A 16525-nucleotide genomic window follows, 5' to 3' on the forward strand; every position below is an offset into this window, starting at 1 on the left:
CACGGACACGACGACCACACCCCGTACCCTCGTGCCATGCGCCGACCGTTCATGGACACCCCGGACCAGCTCGCGAGCCTCGAAGGACAGCAGTATCTCGTGCTCCGGCCGACCGGGGCCGTCGCCGCGGCATACCGGGCCATCCAGGAGGCTGCGCTCGGTCGTCTGGACACGCCGCTCCGGCATCCGCACACGGAGCACGTGACGCTTCGAGGCTTTTTCGAGCCCGAGCGTCGGGAGGAGCTGCGGGCCGTGATCCGGGCCTGGGCCGCGAAACAGGGTCCTCTCGAACTCACCGCCGACGCCGTGGACGTCTTCCCCGCGCCGTGGCAGATCGTGATCCTGCGCCTCGCCCGCACGCCCGCCCTCGTGCACGCGTACGCCTCGCTGACGGAGGTGCTCCGGCCGACGGACTTCCGCCGCCTCGACGAGCTCTCCGTCGAGGACTGGACCTTCCACCTCTCGGTGCTCTACGGCAAGCCGCTGGATGCCGAGACCTGGCAGCAGCTCGCCGCCACCGAGGTCCGTCCGCTCCTCCCCGCGCCGACGGAGGTCGTCACCGAGGCCGAGTTCGTCTGGTACGAGGGCGGCGTCGAGCACGCCGAGGTCATCACCCTCGGCGGCTGACGCTCCGTCTCGGCGGGCTCAGCTCAGGCCGGAGTAGGCGTGCAGACCCTTGAAGAAGACGTTGACGATGGTGAAGTTGAAGATCACCGCGGTGAAGCCGACGATCGAGAGCCAGGCGGAGGGGTTGCCGCGCCAGCCGCGGGTCGCCCTGGCGTGGATGTACCCGGCGTAGAGAACCCAGATCACGAAGGTCCAGGTCTCCTTCACGTCGAAGCCCCAGAAGCGGCTCCACGCGTAGTACGCCCAGATGGACCCGGCGATGAGCGTGAACGTCCAGAGGATGAACCCGATGATCGTGAACAGGTACGCCAGGCTCTCCAGGCGCTCCGCAGGCGGGAAGGTGCGCAGGAACCCGGGGCCGGTCTTCGCCGCCCCCTCGCCGAGCAGCCGCTCGCGTCGCGCCTGCATGAGCTGGATCACCGAGAGCGCGAACGCGAGGGCGAAGAACGCCGTCGCGAGCGAGGCGACGAACACGTGGATGATGAGCCACACGCTCTTCAGCGGGTCCATCAGCGGCGAGACCTCGACGTAGAAGTTCGTCGCGCCCAGCCCGAGCAGAACGACGACGAGGCCCGTGATGAACGTGCCGAGGAAGCGCAGGTCGAGGCGGGTGAGCACCACGAGGTAGACGGCGATGATGAGCAGCGTGCCGACCATGCCGAACTCGTACAGGTTCGCCCACGGCACCCGACCGGCCGCGATGCCGCGCGTCACAGTGGCGGCGAGGTGGAACACGAAGCCGAGCACGGTGAGGGAGGTACCGATTCGCGCCATGACGAAGCGCTGCGGCTTCGGAGCTCCGGGCGCATCGACGGGCGCGGAGGCGGAGACGCTCCCGGCTCGACCGGCGGCCACGAGCTCGCCCTCGCGGACCGTGTGGGCGTCGGCGGTCGCCTGCGAGCGACGCGCGAGATCGAAGGCGTAGGCCACGAAGGCCGCCGCGTAGATCGCGATCGCCGTCCACAGCAGGATCGGCGAGATCACGTTGAGCTCGAGCATGATGTCAGTCTACTTTCGGGGTGCCGGGGCCGCGGGGTCCGCGGCGTCCGCGGCATCCTCGTCGGCGTCTTCAGGGGTGCGGGCGGTCGTGCCGCCCGCGGCGTCGAGGAGCCGGGCGTGGCCGGCACGAAGGTCGTCCACGGCGCGGGCCAGCGTGGGGTCTTCCCCTCGGGCCAGGGCCGCGTACTCGAGGTCGATCGCGCCGTCGGCCGCTGTCGCCTTCACCCACACGCGCCGGCGCGGCACGAACAGGGCGAGCATGAGGCCGCCGAGGGCCAGCAGCGCGAAGCCGAGGACGAACACCCCGGACTCGTCACGGTGGATCTGCAGGGAGGCGAAGCGCTTCACGGACTGCGAGGCGTCGGTGGCCCCCTCCGGCGACTCGTCGTCGAAGGTCACCGAGCCCAGGCCGTTCGGCAGCTGCGCGGTCTCCCCGGGGGACAGCTCGATGGATTCCACGTCGGTGCTGCGTCCCGTGAGCTTCGTCATGTCGGAGGTGTCGAGCACGTACACCGAGCGCGGCACACCGTCGTTGATGCCGAGGTCGCCCGTGTAGACATCGAGCGTGAGCGTCGGGTTCGTCAGGTCGGGGTACGCGGAGAAGAAGGCTCCGGTGTCGAGCACGCCCGTGGTCGGATAGAAGAAACCGACGAGGCCCACCTGCTCGGCGAGGCCGTCCGGCACCTTGAGCACGCCGAGGGAGGTCATGTTGTTGTCCTGCGGGAGGAACGGCGTGCTGTTGCGGAACACCACGTTGCCCTCGGGATCCCGCACGGTGACCGTCGGCGCGTAGCCGTTGCCGAGCAGGAACACGTCGTCGTCGGCCACGCTCAACGGCTCGTTCACCTTGACGGCGCCCTCGCGCTCCTCGCCGTTCTCCTGGATGGTCATGTTGGCGGAGAAGTTCCCTGCCTGGCCGGAGCCGGGCTCACCGAACGGCTGATAGGTCACGTCGAACGAGTCGAGCCGCATCGAGTACGGCGCGAAGGCGTCGTCCCCGACGAAGCGGCCGCGGTTCATGGAGTCGTAGTCGAGCAGCGTGTTGGCGAAGGTCTCCCCTTCGACGAGGACGCGCTGGCCCGTGTACGCGAAACCGCCGCCGACGCCGATCGTGACGAGCACGCCGACGAGGGCGAGGTGGAAGAGCAGGTTTCCTGTCTCCCGCCAGTACCCGCGCTCGGCCGACACGGAGTACGTGCGGCCGCGGTCGTAGCGCTCCACGCGATACCCGAGCGCCTTGAGCTGCTTCGTGGCGACGTCGATCGAGGCGGCGGCTTCCGCGTCGGCGTCGCCGGTGCGCGTCCCGGTCTCGGCGACCGTGTCTCGCGTGACGGCGCGGTAGTCCTCCAGGCGGCGGAGCCGGGCCGGGGTGCGCGGCGGGCGGGCCTGCAGCGCCTTCGCATGGTGCTTGATGCGCGGGATGACGCAGCCGACGAGTGAGGTGAACAGCAGCAGGTAGATCGCCGAGAACCACGGCGACAGGTACACGTCGAAGAGCTTGAGCGCGTCGAGGACGGGGAACAGGTCGGGGTTGTCCCGCTCCCACTGCGTCACGCCGTTCGGGTCGGCCATCCGCTGCGGGAAGATCGACCCGGGAATGGCCGCGATCGCCAGCACGAGGAGCAGGACGAGCGCCGTGCGCATGGAGGTGAGCTGGCGCCACCCCCACCGCAGCCAGCCGACGAAGCCGAGGCGCGGCTGGGTGATCGTGTCGTCGCCGTCGACATGGTCGGACGGGCGGAGCGGGTCGCTGGAGTCGTTGGTCACGGCACCCTTGTTCTTCGTCATGGTCTTCTCGGAGCGGTCAGAGCGGGAGGTCGACACTGCCGATCACCGCCGTCAGCCGCGACATGATGTCGGTCCACAGGCCGGTGACCATCAGGACGCCGAGGAGGATCAGCAGCACGCCGCCGATGATGTTCACGATCCGGATGTGGCGGCGCAGGAATCCGATGGCCTTCGTCGCCCAGCCGAAGCCCAGGGCGACGAGCAGGAACGGGATGCCCAGGCCCAGGGAGTACGCGAGGCCGAGGAATCCCGCCCGCACGGGGTCGCCGGCGTTGAACGAGAGCGCGAGGATGGCGGCGAGCGTCGGCCCCATGCAGGGTGCCCAGCCGATGCCGAGCGCGACGCCGAGGAGCGGGGCACCGATCATGCCCGCCTTCGAGTCGACGTGGAAACGGAGTTCCTTCTGCGCGAAGCCGAAGAGCCCGAGGAAGACGAGGCCCATCGCGATGATCACGACGCCGAGGATGCGGGTGATGAGGTCGCCCCACTGGAGCAGGAACACCCCCGCGGTGCCGCCGAGCACCGTGTAGAGGATGAAGACCACGGTGAAGCCGAGGATGAACAGCAGCACGCCGAGGACGAGGCGGCTTCGGGTCGCCGTCTGCGTGGCGCGGTCGCCGGACGTCGAGGCGCCCCGCGGTGCGACGGCGCCGCCGAGAAAGCCGAGGTAGCCGGGTACGAGCGGGAGGACGCACGGTGAGAGGAAGGAGACGAGGCCCGCGACCATGGCCACCGGGATCGCCAGCCAGAGGGCCCCGGAGTCGATGATCGTTCCCGGACTCACGACGACCTCTGGGACATCAGGAGTCCTCCGCGAGCGCGTCCTTGACGAGCGTGGAGAGGATCGAGGTGCCGTCGATGGGGCCGATGATGCGCGCGGCGACGCGGCCCTGCTTGTCGAGCACGAGCGTGGTCGGGGTGGCAGCGACCGGCACTGCCTTCGCGAAGGCGAGCTTGGCCTGCGCGGTGTCGACGTCGATGAGGCTCGGGTACGTGATCCCGAACTCGTCGGCGAACGCCACGGCGGTGTCCGCCTGGTCCCGGGTGTTGATGCCGATGAACTGCACGCCCTCGTCCTGGTGCTCCTGCCAGACGGCCTCCAGGTCGGGGGCCTCGACGCGGCACGGTGCGCAGCCGGCGTACCAGAAGTTGACGACGGCGACCTGCCCGGCGATGTCGGCACTGTCGAAGTCCTCGCCGTGCTCCGTGACACCGCTGAACTCGACCGGCTCCCCGCGTTCGGCGACCGGGATCTCGACGATCGCGCCGTCGGCGGCGACGTAGCCGGTGTTCTCGCCACTCAGGAACGACTCGCTCACCGGGTCGGGGGCGCAGGCGCTCAGACCCACGGCGAGCACCGCAGCGAGCGCGGCTCCGCCCACACGGCCGAAGGACCGGAGACGGGAGGGGCGGCCGATGCGGATCGAGCGAATCCTGGAGGCACGGGACACGACTCCGAGTTTACGCAGAGCTTCCTATGCATCGGCCGGGTACCCCCGGGGGGAGTCAGAAGCGCGCGAGCACGTCGTCGACGCCGGCGCGGAACCGCGGACAGGTCGCGATGTCGTGCGCCCGGCAGCCCATCGCGTGCTCGGTCATCTCGCGTGATCGCCGCATTTCCTCCATCCGCCGGTCGAGGTCGTCGAGATGCTGCTGCAGCACCTGATGCCGCCCGGCGCTGCCGTCGTCGAGGAGCACCGCGATCTGGTCGAGGCTCATCCCGGCGGCCTTGCTGCGCTGGATGACGGCGATGCGTACGACTTCGTCCTCGCCGTAGCGCCGGCGGCCCGCCGGGTCGCGGGGCGGCCGGAGCAGGCCGACCGTCTCCCAGTGCCGCAGGACGTTCGTCGGCATCTCGAACCGCGCGGCGACCTCGCCGACGGACCAGGGATGCGGGTCGCTTGACTTCATGTTGACATGAAGTCACAGACTGGTGCCGAACGCAAGACGCGAGAAGGGAACCTCCATGTACGACGCGATCGTGATCGGTGCCGGCCCCGCCGGCCTCCAGGCGGCGCTGACCCTCGGACGGATGCACCGGCCGGTGCTCCTGCTGGACTCGGGCGAGTACCGCAACGGCACCGTCCTGCACATGCACAACATGATCAGCGCCGACGGGAAGGCCCCGGCGAACCTTCGCGCGCAGGCACGGACGGAGCTCGCGGCCTACCCCGACGTCGAGGTGCGGGACGTGGCGGCGCAGCGGATCTCCGGCGATGCGGAGGCGGGCTTCTCGGTGAGCCTCGCCGAAGGATCGCCGGCGGAGGCGCGGCGGGTGATCCTGGCGACCGGCGTCGCGGACGACCTCCCTCCGGTCCCGGGTCTCGCCGACCTGTGGGGCGTCCGGGTCTTCAGCTGCCCGTTCTGCGACGGCCACGAGCATGCGGGGAAACCGATCGCGATCCTGGGCGCAGCGCCCAGGGCGGCCCACCTGATCGGGCTGCTGGGCCGCATCGTCGGCGACATCACGGTGGTCCCGGTGGGCGGACCGTTCGCCGAGGAGGAGCACATCGCGTTGGAGGAGCTCGGTGCCAGGGTGGCCGCCGCACCGGTCGAGGCCGTGGCTTCGCACGGGGATGGCGTGCGCGTGCGCAGCGCGGAGGGCGACCTCGACGTCGCAGGCGTGTTCGTGGCCTCCGGCACGATGCGGCACCGAGCGCCCTTCGCCGCCGACCTCGGGCTGCGGATGCTGGACTCGGGGTCCATCGAGATCGACGAGTTCGGACGGACGTCGCTTCCTGGCGTCTTCGCGGCGGGCGACCTCGCCCATCGCGCGACCCTCCCCGGCCCGATGGCCTCGGTCCTGCTCGCCGCCGCCGCCGGTCAGCTCGCCGCGGTGGGTGTGATCCAGTCCCTCTGATTCGAATCGCCCGATTGGTCCCCCTTCCCGGCGGAAGGGAGCCGATCAGGCGATTCGAGCGGGGTCAGACGGCGCCGACGTCGACGGCGCCGCCGGTCGCGGCGGGCTCGGCGTACGAGACCTCGCGCCAGACGTCGCCCACGCGTTCGAACGAGGTCACGCTGGACAGGGCACAGCGGCGGGTCCGCGGGTCGTGCTGCAGCGGGAGGCCGGCGACGCGCAAGTGCGTGATCCAGATCGGCGCCTGATGCGACACCATGACGATGTCCCCCGCTGTCGGTATCTCGGCCGCAGCCGTCCACGCCTCGTCCATCACGCCGAGCATCCGCTCCGCGATCGACGCGTACGGCTCCCCCCAGCTCGGCAGCGAGGGCTGGCGAAGGTGCCACCAGTTCATCGGATTCATCAGCGACCGCCGCATCCGCGTGCCTTCGAAGACGTTCGTCGGTTCGATCAGACGGATGTCCGTCTCGGGTTCGAGGTCGAACACCTCGGCGAACGGGGCGGCTGACTCCTGCGCACGCTCCAGCGGCGACGCGAAGAGCGCGGTCACCGGATCGCCGAGTCCCGCCACGTGCTCCGCCGCCGCCTGGGCCATCTCCTCCCCCGCGGTGCTGAGGTGGTAGTCGGGCAGCCGGCCATAGAGCACGCGGGACGGGTTGTGCACCTCCCCGTGGCGAACGAGGTGCAGAAGTGATGCCGCCACGTCAGACCTCGCGGTAGCGGGACTCGCCGAACCCGAGGACCAGATAGCCGATGTAGGGGAAGAGGAACAGCAGGAAGAAGGAGAACACCCCGCCCTTGCCGAACCGCGCGCCGAGCTTGAACGCGACGATGACTCCGAGGATGAAGTTCGCGATCGGCACGAGGTACAGCAGGGCGAACCACCCCGACATCCCGGCGATCTTCACGAGGAACACGACGTTCACGATCGGGATGATCGCGAGGATGCCGGGGTAGCCCGCCTTCGTGAAGACCTTCCACAGTCCGACCACGACGAGGATGTAGAAGATGAGGGCGATGAGTCCCGTCGTGCCGGAGAAGATCGCGCCGAACAGGTCGGGAAGGCCGTTGCCGTCCGAGATGGAGAGGTGCATGGGGGTCCGCCTTTCGTCGTGGCGATCCTACTGAGGTGCCGCTGCTCCGTGCTGGCGACCCGGCCGGGAAGGGCCGGGACGCCCGCGTAGACTGGGCGGGTTCATCTTTCCCCGGATCAGGAGGAATCCTCCGTGCTGCGCACCCACTCCGCAGGCTCCCTGCGCGCCGAGAACATCGGTCAGACCGTCACCCTCACCGGGTGGGTCGATCGTCGTCGTGACCACGGAGGCGTCGCGTTCATCGATCTGCGGGACGCGTCGGGCATCGCCCAGGTCGTCATCCGCGACGAGGAGATCGCCCACCCGCTGCGCAACGAGTTCGTCCTCAAGGTCACCGGCGAGGTGTCGCAGCGCCCCGAGGGCAACGCGAACCCGAACCTGCCCTCCGGCGAGATCGAGGTCATCGCGGCCGACGTCGAGGTCCTGAACGAGTCGGCACCGCTGCCGTTCCAGGTCTCGACGGCTCTGGCCGACACCGAGACCGTCGGCGAGGAGGCACGCCTGAAGTACCGCTATCTCGACCTCCGCCGCCCGGCCGCCGCCTCCGCGCTGCGCCTGCGGTCCGACGTCTACAAGGCGATCCGCGACGTGCTGCACGCCGAGGACTTCACCGAGGTCGAGACCCCGACCCTCACCCGTTCCACGCCGGAGGGCGCCCGCGACTTCGTCGTCCCGGCCCGCCTGCACCCGGGCAGCTGGTACGCCCTGCCCCAGTCCCCGCAGCTATTCAAGCAGCTGCTCATGGTGGGCGGCGTGGAGAAGTACTTCCAGATCGCCCGCTGCTACCGCGACGAGGACTTCCGTGCCGACCGCCAGCCGGAGTTCACGCAGCTCGACATCGAGATGAGCTTCGTCGACCAGGAGGACGTGATCGCCCTCATGGAGGCGCTCGTCGTGGCGATGTGGAAGACCATCGGCGTCGAGGTGCAGACCCCGCTGCCGCGGATGACCTACGCCGATGCCATGGCGAAGTACGGCTCCGACAAGCCCGACCTCCGCTTCGGACTCGAGCTCGTCGAAGCGACCGACTACTTCAAGGACACCCCGTTCCGCGTGTTCCAGGCCGAGTACGTCGGCGCCGTGCGCATGCCCGGCGGTGCGAGCCAGCCGCGCAAGCAGCTCGACGCGTGGCAGGACTGGGCCAAGCAGCGCGGCGCACGGGGCCTCGCCTACGTCCTGTTCAACGAGGACGGCACCCTGGGCGGTCCCGCCGCGAAGAACCTGTCCGAGGCCGAGCAGGCGGGTCTGGCGGAGTTCGTCGGCGCGGAGGCGGGCGACTGCGTGTTCTTCGCCGCCGGAGCGACCAAGGAGAGCCGCGCGCTGCTCGGCGCCGCGCGAGTCGAGATCGGCCGTCGCCTCGGGTACCTGAACCCGGACGAGTTCGCCTTCACCTGGGTCGTCGACGCCCCGATGTTCGAGCCGGCCGCCGACGCGGTCGCCTCCGGAGACGTGGCCGTGGGTGCGGGCGCCTGGACGGCCGTGCACCACGCGTTCACCGGTCCGAAGCCCGAGTTCGAGGACACGTTCGACACCGACCCCGGCTCGGCCCTCGCCTACGCGTACGACATCGTGTGCAACGGCTCGGAGCTCGGCGGCGGGTCCATCCGCATCCACCGCGAGGACATCCAGAAGCGGGTGTTCGAGGTCATGGGCATCAGCGACGAGGTGGCCCAGGAGCAGTTCGGCTTCCTCCTCGACGCGTTCAAGTTCGGCGCTCCCCCGCACGGCGGCATCGCGCTCGGCATGGACCGCGTGCTCCAGCACCTGACCAAGACCGAGTCGATCCGCGACGTCATCGCCTTCCCGAAGTCCGGGAACGGCTTCGATCCCCTGACCTCCGCTCCCGCGCCGATCACCCCCGAGCAGCGCGCCGAGGCCGGCGTGGACTTCACCCCGGAGGACGAGGCCTGACCCACCGAGACCCCGTCTTTCCGCCGAGACCCCGGGACACTGCCGCTGGCAGCCCGGGGTCTCGTCGCGTACCCGGGGTCTCGGCGAAGAATCAGGCGAAGAGAGGGGCGAGGTTCTCGTTCCACACATCGACGCCGAGCTTCGCGATGAGAGCCACCACGACGACGAGGAACACCACGCGGATGAACGTCGTGCCGCGGGAGATGGCCATCCGCGAACCCAGGTAGCTGCCGCCGACGTTCGCGACCGCGAGGATGCCCCCGAGCAGCCACAGCACCGAGCCGTGCGGGATGAAGAGGAGCAGCGCCCCCGCGTTCGTCGCGAGATTCACGATCTTCGCCTTCGCGCTCGCCTGCAGGAAGTCGTAGCCCAGCAGCGCGACGAGGGTGATCACGAGAAAGGTGCCCGTCCCCGGACCGATCATCCCGTCGTAGAACCCGATGCCGAGCCCCGCGAGCCCGGCCATGATGTGGTGCTTGTGCCCGTGAAAGCGCAGCTGCGTCGCCGCCCCGAGCTGCGGACGGAGCGCCGTGAACAGGGCGACCGCCAGCAGCGCGATCACGATGATGGGCTTGAAGGCGGCCGGGGGCAGCACCGTCGCGACCGCCGCGCCGCCGAACGAGCCGATCAACGCGATCACCGCCATCGGCAGCGCCGTGCGCAGGTCGGGCTTGGCGCGGCGGTAGTAGGTGATGCTGCTGGTCGCGGTGCCGAAGACCGAGGCGAGCTTGTTCGTCGCGAGCGCCTGGACCGGGGCGATGCCGGGGATGAGGAGCAGCGCCGGGAGCTGCAGCAGCCCTCCGCCGCCGACGACCGCGTCGATCCACCCGGCGCTGAACGCCGCCACGATGATGAGGATCAGCATCCCCCAGGTGAGCTGCTCGAGTCCGAGGAGGCTGCCGATATCCACCCCGCCATGATTCCAGACCCGCGGGCACGGTCCCGCATCGGCACCGCTGGCAGACTGGGCTCATGCTCGCCGCTCTCCCGCTTCCGCATCCGTTCGCGTCGAGGAGCGGGGACGCCGTGCTCCGGAGAGCGACCGAGGCTGACACCGACGCCGTCATCGCGCTGCTCGCCGACGATCCGATCAGCGCCGCCCGCGGCGACGTCGCCTCCGCCGAGGACCGCCCGGCGTACGAGCGCGGCCTCCGCGAGATCCTGACCGACCCCTCGAACGACCTCCTCGTTGTCGAACTCGACGGCGCCGTGGTCGGCACTCTCCAACTGACCTCGATCCCCGGCATGGCACGTCGCGGCGCCCGGCGGCTGCTCGTCGAGGCGGTCCGCGTCCGCAGCGACCTCCGGTCCTCGGGCATCGGCTCCGCGGTCATGCGCTGGGTCGGCGATGCCGCGGCACCCGCCCTCGGAGCCGCCATGGTGCAGCTCACCTCCGACGCCGCCCGCACCGACGCCCATCGGTTCTACGAGCGCCTCGGCTATGTGGGCTCGCACCGCGGCTTCAAGTACACCATCCCACAGCGCTGAGCCCGCGGCGCATCCCCACGCCACCGGCCCGACACCGACCGTTCACCCGCACCGCTCCGCGCGGCAACCTCGGACTCATAGTGTCCTCTCGCAACCCGACACCGGCTCACAGCGCCGGACACCGAGAGGACACTCATGGCACGCTCCCCCCGCCGCGCGCGCATCGGCGCCGGCATCGCCCTGGCCACCACGGCCGTCATCGCACTGACCTCCTGCGCCTCGGCGACCGACGCCCCGGCTGCCGGTGACGACGCCGTTGATGCGGCGAGCGCCACCTCCGTCGAGGACTTCGGGTCGTTCGCGGAGCTGGAGGCGGCCGCGAAGGAGGAGGGGCAGCTCAACGTCATCGCCCTCCCGCGCGACTGGGCGAACTATGGCGAGATCCTCGATCTGTTCGCCGAGAAGTACCCCGAGATCACCATCAACGAGGCGTCGCCCGACGTCTCCAGCGCCGAGGAGATCCAGGCGGCCGAGACGAACAAGGGCCTCGACACCGCCCCGGACGTCTTCGACCTGGGCCTCACCGTCGCCCTGCAGAACACCGATGCCTTCGCCCCCTACAAGGTGCAGACGTGGGACGACATCCCCGACGAGCTGAAGGAGCCCACCGGCCTCTTCGTCGGCGACTACGGCGGCTACATGTCCATCGGCTACGACTCCTCGAAATTCGACGCCCCAGCTGAGCTGTCCGACCTCCTCTCCGCCGACTACAAGGGTGCCGTGGCCATCAACGGCGACCCGACCCAGGCCGGAGCGGCCTTCGCCGCCGTGGGCCTCGCGACCGTGCAGTCGGACGGCACGCTCGACGACTTCCAGCCGGGCATCGACTTCTTCGCCGACCTGCAGAAGGCGGGGAACCTGCTCAAGGTCGACGTCACGACCGCGACCGTCGCCAGCGGAGAGACCCCCGTCGTCTTCGACTGGGACTACCTGAACGCCGCACACGCGACCGACAACCCGGACTGGAAGGTCGAGGTCCTCGACGGCACCGGCTACGCCGGCTACTACAACCAGGCCATCAACGTCGACGCCCCGAACCCGGCCGCCGCACGTCTGTGGCAGGAGTTCCTGTACAGCGACGAGGTGCAGAACCTGTGGCTGAAGGGCGGCGCCCGTCCGGTGCGCATGGAGGCGATGACCGAGGCCGGCACGATCGACGAGGAGCTCGCCTCCGCTCTCCCCGACGCCCCGGAGGAGACCGTCGTGCCCACCGAAGAGCAGTCCGAGAATGCCGGCACGCTGCTCGGCGAGAAGTGGGCAGCGGCGGTCCAGTGACCACCGCCGTCGCACCGGGGGTGGATGCTTCGGCGTCCGCCCCCGTCACCACCGCCGGACCCGCGTCGCACGCGCGGGCCCGGCGGTCGGCGCCATCCACGGCGTGGCTGGGGCTCGTGCCCTTCGCCGCATACGTGCTGCTGTTCCTCGCCGTGCCCACAGTGCTCGCGATCGGCTCCGGGTTTTTCGACGGCGACGGCGCCTTCACCTGGACGAACGTCGCCGCCCTCGGCGACCCGGTGGTGCTCACGGCCTTCGCGAACTCGGCGGGCCTGTCGCTACTCACCGCGGCGGTCGGCGCGATCGTCGGCGCCCTGGTCTCGTATGCGTTGCTCGGCATGAACCCGGACGGCGTCGTGCGGCGCTCCGTGGACGCGGCGGCCGGGGTCCTCGCGCAGTTCGGCGGCGTCATGCTCGCGTTCGCCTTCATCGCCATGATCGGCATCCAGGGCGTGGTCACCGTCGTCCTCCGCGACACGTTCGGCATCGACATCTTCGCGGAAGGCACCTGGCTGTACGAGCTGCCCGGCCTCATCCTCCCGTACATCTACTTCCAGGTGCCGCTCATGGTCATCACCTTCCTCCCCGCCCTCGCCGCCCTGAAGCCGCAGTGGGTCGAGGCGAACCTCACCCTCGGGGGCAGCAGGGCGAGTTTCTGGCTGCGGATCGGCCTTCCGGTGCTGGCGCCGTCATTCCTCGCCAGTCTGCTGCTGCTCTTCGCGAACGCGTTCTCCTCGTACGCCACGGCCGCGGCGCTCGCGAGCCAGGGCTCGCAGATCGTCCCGCTGCAGATCCGCACGGCTCTCACCAGCGAGACCCTGCTCGGCCGGGAGAACCTCGCGGGAGCTCTCGCCCTCGGCATGATCGTCGTGGTCGGCGTCGTGATGGCGCTGTACTCGCTCATCCAGCGGCGCGCGGCACAGTGGCAGGCATGAACGGCCTCGCCCCGTCCCGCGCCACCCGCGCCGTGATCGGCATCGTCGTCGGCGCGTTCTTCGCGGTCCCCCTCGTGTCGACATTCCTCTTCACGCTGCGCGGCACGGACAGCCTCTCCTTCGCGCACTGGACGGCCCTCTTGGACCCCGCAGCGTCCGCGACTCTGAAGCCCATCTGGACGGGGCTCGGGAACTCCCTGGTCCTCGCCGCGGTGACGGTGGCGATCGTGCTGTTCCTCCTGGCCCCCACGATGATCCTCGTGAACCTGCGCTTCCCTCGGCTCAAGGCGGCCTTCGAGTTCGTCGCTCTCCTGCCGATCTCGATCCCCGCGATCGTCCTCGTGGTGGGGCTCGCGCCGATCTACCTGCAGATCGGTCGGACCGTCGGTACCGGCACCTGGACTCTCGCCTTCGCGTACGGCATCACGGTCCTCCCCTTCGCATTCCGCTCGATTCAGGCCTCGATCGATGCCGCCGATCTGCGCACGTTGTCCGAAGCGGCGCGCTCGCTCGGCGCGGGGTGGCCGACCGTCGTGCTCCGCGTGCTCGCGCCGAACCTCCGCCAGGGGCTGCTCGCCGCCTCACTGATCTCCATCGCGGTGGTGCTCGGAGAGTTCACGATCGCGTCCCTCCTCAATCGGCAGGTCTTCCAGACCGCGATGGTCGTGGTGCAGAAGCAGGACCCGTTTGCGCCCGCGATCTTCACGCTGCTCGCCCTGCTGTTCGTCTTCCTCCTGCTCCTGCTCATCGGCCGCGTCGCCCGCGGTCCGCGAAAGGCCCGCTCATGACCCTCGATCACGCTCTCCCGCGCACCAAGGACAACCTGCTGCTCGCGCAGGCCGGCGAGGGCACGCGGGTCGAGTTGCAGGGCATCGTCAAGAGCTACGGCGGCACGAGGGTGCTGCACGGGGTCGACCTCGACATCGCCCCCGGGGAGTTCGTCTCGCTGCTGGGCCCGTCCGGCTGCGGCAAGACGACGCTGCTCCGCGTGCTCGCCGGACTCGAGGGCGCCGACGAAGGGACGGTCCTCCTCGGCGGCGGAGACGTCTCGCGGGTGCCGACCAACCGGCGCGACATCGGGATGGTGTTCCAGTCGTACTCGCTGTTCCCGCACCTCCGCGTCGTCGACAACACGGCCTTCGGGCTCCGTCGTCGGGGTGTCGGCAAGACCGAGGCGGCTCGGCGTGCCCTCGATGCGCTCGCGCTCGTGGGCCTCGCCGACCTCGCCGACCGGTTCCCGCATCAGCTCTCCGGTGGCCAGCAGCAGCGCGTGGCCCTGGCGCGAGCCCTCGTCACGGAGCCCCGCGTGCTGCTGCTCGACGAACCGCTGTCGGCGCTCGACGCCAAGGTGCGCGTGCAGCTCAGGGACGAGATCCGTCGCATCCAGCTGCGCCTGGGCATCACGACCGTCTTCGTGACGCACGACCAGGAGGAGGCGCTCGCGGTGTCGGACCGGATCGCGGTCATGAACGCGGGGCGCATCGAGCAGATCGGGTCCCCGGAGGAGCTGTACACGACTCCCGCAACCGCCGAGGTGGCGGCGTTCGTGGGGCTCTCCAGCGTCGTGTCCGGCGTCGCCGAGGACGATCACGTCGTCGTGTGGGGGCAGCGCCTCCCGCTGCAGACGCCCGCCGATGGCCCCGTGGACGTGTACCTCCGTCCGGAGAATGTCCGGTTCACGTCCGCGGAGGAGGCCGCCACCGATGCCCTCGTGGAGGAGAGCACGTTCCTCGGCAGCATGCGGCGGACCCTCGTGCGCACGGAGTCGGGGGAACTCGTCCGCGTGCAGCACGATCCCACCGTGCGCCCGTCGTTCGGCGACCGTGTCCGCATCGCGGTGACCCCTGTCCCGGTGGTCGCGCGCCCGCGCGGCTGACGAGACCCCGGGTCCACGTCGAGACCCCCGGCTGCAGACGTCTGCAGCCGGGGGTCTCGACGAATGCCCGGGGTCTCGGTGACACCGCGGCGGGGAGAGTTACAGGACGCGGGAGAGGAAGTCCTTCGTGCGCTGGTGCTGCGGATTCGCCAGCACCTCGCGAGGGTCCCCCTCCTCGACGATGTATCCGCCGTCCATGAAGATCAGCCGCGAACCGACCTCGCGCGCGAAGCCCATCTCATGCGTCACGACGAGCATCGTCATGCCCTCGTCGGCCAGCGACCGCATGACCTGCAGCACCTCGCCGACGAGCTCGGGGTCGAGGGCCGATGTGGGCTCGTCGAACAGCATCATGTCCGGGTTCATGCACAGCGCCCGCGCGATCGCGACGCGCTGCTGCTGCCCGCCGGACAGGTGCCCTGGGTACGCGTCGGCCTTCTCCGCGAGGCCGACGCGCTCGAGCATGGCGCGGGCCACCTTCTCCGCCTCGGCCTTCGAGCGCTTCTTCACCCGCTGCTGCGCGATCGTCAGGTTGCCGAGCACGCTGAGGTGCGGGAAGAGGTTGAAGCTCTGGAACACCATCCCGATGCGGGTGCGCACGCGGTCGATGTCGATGTCGGGGTCGGTGATGTCGATGCCCTCGATGAGCACCTTTCCGCCCGTCGGTTCCTCCAAGAGGTTCACGGAGCGCAGGAGCGTCGACTTGCCCGACCCGGACGGGCCGATCACGCAGACGACCTCGCCGGCGAGCACCGTCAGGTCGATGCCCTTGAGCACCTCGTTGTCGCCGAAGCTCTTGTGCAGGTCCTGGATGACGATCGCCGGGGCCTGCACGTCGATCAGATCGGTACTCATCGTGTCCTCGCCATCCGACGCTCCAGCCACGCGCTGAAACGCGTGAGCGGGATCGTCACGATCAGGTAGAGGATCGCCGCCATGATGAGCGGCGTTCCGTTGGCGTTCTGGGTGCTGGCGTCACGCGCGAAGGTGGTGAGCTCCTTCGACCAGATGAACGTGCCGACGACGAACAGCAGCGAGGTGTCCTTCAGCAGCAGCACGAACTCGTTCGTCAGCGGCGGGATGATGATCCGGAACCCCTGCGGCACGACGATCCAGAAGGTCGTCTTCATCGGCGACATGCCGAGCGATCGCGCCGCCTCCGTCTGCCCCTTCGGCACGGCCTGGAGGCCTGCGCGGATGGTCTCCGCCATGTACGCCGACGCGACGAGCACGAGGCCGATCAACCCGAGCACGACGGGTCCGCCGAGTTCCTGCGCTCGCACGCCGAGCGCGATCGGCACGATGAAGCCGATGGCGAAGATCGTGAGCAGCGCCGGGAGCCCGCGGAAGAGCTCGATCCATACCGTCGCGATCCACCGGAACGGCCCGATCTCGGACAGCTTCATCAGCGCGAGGATGACGCCGAGGACGAGCCCGCCCGCGAACGCCACCGCCGTGAACCACAGGGTGTTCACGAGCGCCGTGGTGATGATCCCCGGCAGCATCTTCGCTGCGACCTCGGGGTTGAAGAAGAGCTGTCCGAGCCGCGACCAGTCGGTGCTGAATGCGATCCAGACGGCGATCGCGATCAGCACCGCATAGACGGTGTACCGGTAGAGCTTCTGTTTGGTGGTGCGCCTCAACGCCATTGTCAAGGTCCTCCCGACCT

Annotated in this window: 18 protein-coding genes; 8 read left to right on the forward strand and 10 right to left on the reverse strand. The window is 69.7% G+C overall.

The genetic code is table 11. The annotated features are described in order from the left end of the window. Positions 1–36 precede the first annotated feature (36 nt). Entirely contained in the window at positions 37–627 is a 591-nt protein-coding gene (locus tag CYL12_RS08990) for a 2'-5' RNA ligase family protein (RefSeq protein ID WP_233486695.1), read from the forward strand. Positions 628–645: 18 nt separating this feature from the next. Here CYL12_RS08990 and ccsB read toward each other — a convergent pair whose 3' ends face one another. From ccsB to CYL12_RS09015, 5 genes are read right to left on the reverse strand one after another with little or no spacing between them, the layout of a single operon-like run. Beyond that, entirely contained in the window at positions 646–1626 is a 981-nt protein-coding gene (gene ccsB, locus CYL12_RS08995) for a c-type cytochrome biogenesis protein CcsB (RefSeq protein WP_101847298.1), read from the reverse strand. A gap of 9 nt (positions 1627–1635) precedes the next feature. After that, positions 1636–3414, reverse strand: coding sequence for a cytochrome c biogenesis protein ResB (locus CYL12_RS09000; protein ID WP_101847299.1), 1779 nt, complete (start codon positions 3412–3414; stop codon positions 1636–1638). Between the two features lie 16 nt (positions 3415–3430). Next, positions 3431–4198: a cytochrome c biogenesis CcdA family protein gene (locus tag CYL12_RS09005; RefSeq protein ID WP_101847300.1), complete on the reverse strand. Its 768-nt coding sequence runs from the start codon at positions 4196–4198 to the stop codon at positions 3431–3433. Between the two features lie 16 nt (positions 4199–4214). Beyond that, positions 4215–4865, reverse strand: coding sequence for a TlpA family protein disulfide reductase (locus CYL12_RS09010; RefSeq protein ID WP_101847301.1), 651 nt, complete (start codon positions 4863–4865; stop codon positions 4215–4217). A gap of 55 nt (positions 4866–4920) precedes the next feature. After that, entirely contained in the window at positions 4921–5325 is a 405-nt protein-coding gene (locus CYL12_RS09015; protein ID WP_101847302.1) for a MerR family transcriptional regulator, read from the reverse strand. A gap of 55 nt (positions 5326–5380) precedes the next feature. Between CYL12_RS09015 and CYL12_RS09020 the strand changes: the two genes are divergently transcribed. Further along, complete coding sequence (locus CYL12_RS09020) at positions 5381–6274, forward strand: NAD(P)/FAD-dependent oxidoreductase (RefSeq protein WP_101847303.1); 894 nt, start codon at positions 5381–5383, stop codon at positions 6272–6274. Between the two features lie 64 nt (positions 6275–6338). Here CYL12_RS09020 and CYL12_RS09025 read toward each other — a convergent pair whose 3' ends face one another. Continuing rightward, a complete protein-coding gene (locus CYL12_RS09025) occupies positions 6339–6980 on the reverse strand; it encodes a histidine phosphatase family protein (RefSeq protein ID WP_101847304.1) in 642 nt (213 codons plus the stop codon). A 1-nt stretch (position 6981) separates the two neighbouring features. Next, on the reverse strand, positions 6982–7371 hold the full coding sequence (locus CYL12_RS09030) for a DUF5684 domain-containing protein (protein WP_101847305.1): 390 nt from the start codon (positions 7369–7371) through the stop codon (positions 6982–6984). A gap of 132 nt (positions 7372–7503) precedes the next feature. On the opposite strand from CYL12_RS09030, the gene aspS reads away from it, so the two are divergent. Continuing rightward, the gene (gene aspS, locus CYL12_RS09035) at positions 7504–9282 is read left to right on the forward strand and encodes an aspartate--tRNA ligase (protein ID WP_101847306.1); all 1779 of its coding nucleotides are present in this window, start codon (positions 7504–7506) and stop codon (positions 9280–9282) included. A gap of 91 nt (positions 9283–9373) precedes the next feature. Here aspS and CYL12_RS09040 read toward each other — a convergent pair whose 3' ends face one another. After that, complete coding sequence (locus tag CYL12_RS09040; RefSeq protein WP_060921721.1) at positions 9374–10147, reverse strand: sulfite exporter TauE/SafE family protein; 774 nt, start codon at positions 10145–10147, stop codon at positions 9374–9376. Between the two features lie 107 nt (positions 10148–10254). On the opposite strand from CYL12_RS09040, the gene CYL12_RS09045 reads away from it, so the two are divergent. The 5 genes from CYL12_RS09045 (at position 10255) to CYL12_RS09065 (ending at position 14856) form a co-directional block, all read left to right on the forward strand. Next, entirely contained in the window at positions 10255–10770 is a 516-nt protein-coding gene (locus CYL12_RS09045; protein ID WP_101847307.1) for a GNAT family N-acetyltransferase, read from the forward strand. A gap of 135 nt (positions 10771–10905) precedes the next feature. Continuing rightward, positions 10906–12045 (forward strand): ABC transporter substrate-binding protein, encoded by a 1140-nt coding sequence (locus CYL12_RS09050; RefSeq protein WP_101847308.1) that lies wholly within the window; start codon positions 10906–10908, stop codon positions 12043–12045. Then, entirely contained in the window at positions 12042–12980 is a 939-nt protein-coding gene (locus tag CYL12_RS09055; protein WP_233486696.1) for an ABC transporter permease, read from the forward strand. Before CYL12_RS09050 ends, CYL12_RS09055 begins: the two co-directional genes overlap by 4 nt. Beyond that, positions 12977–13768: an ABC transporter permease gene (locus CYL12_RS09060; RefSeq protein WP_101847310.1), complete on the forward strand. Its 792-nt coding sequence runs from the start codon at positions 12977–12979 to the stop codon at positions 13766–13768. The genes CYL12_RS09055 and CYL12_RS09060 overlap by 4 nt, the downstream gene beginning before the upstream one ends. Beyond that, complete coding sequence (locus CYL12_RS09065; RefSeq protein ID WP_101847311.1) at positions 13765–14856, forward strand: ABC transporter ATP-binding protein; 1092 nt, start codon at positions 13765–13767, stop codon at positions 14854–14856. The genes CYL12_RS09060 and CYL12_RS09065 overlap by 4 nt, the downstream gene beginning before the upstream one ends. Before the next feature lie 99 nt (positions 14857–14955). Here CYL12_RS09065 and CYL12_RS09070 read toward each other — a convergent pair whose 3' ends face one another. Next, the gene (locus CYL12_RS09070; protein ID WP_101847312.1) at positions 14956–15711 is read right to left on the reverse strand and encodes an amino acid ABC transporter ATP-binding protein; all 756 of its coding nucleotides are present in this window, start codon (positions 15709–15711) and stop codon (positions 14956–14958) included. Continuing rightward, a complete protein-coding gene (locus CYL12_RS09075; protein WP_101847313.1) occupies positions 15708–16505 on the reverse strand; it encodes an amino acid ABC transporter permease in 798 nt (265 codons plus the stop codon). Before CYL12_RS09075 ends, CYL12_RS09070 begins: the two co-directional genes overlap by 4 nt. Positions 16506–16525: the final 20 nt, after the last annotated feature.

It is taken from the genome of Zhihengliuella sp. ISTPL4 (assembly GCF_002848265.1).
GTDB lineage: Bacteria > Actinomycetota > Actinomycetes > Actinomycetales > Microbacteriaceae > Microbacterium.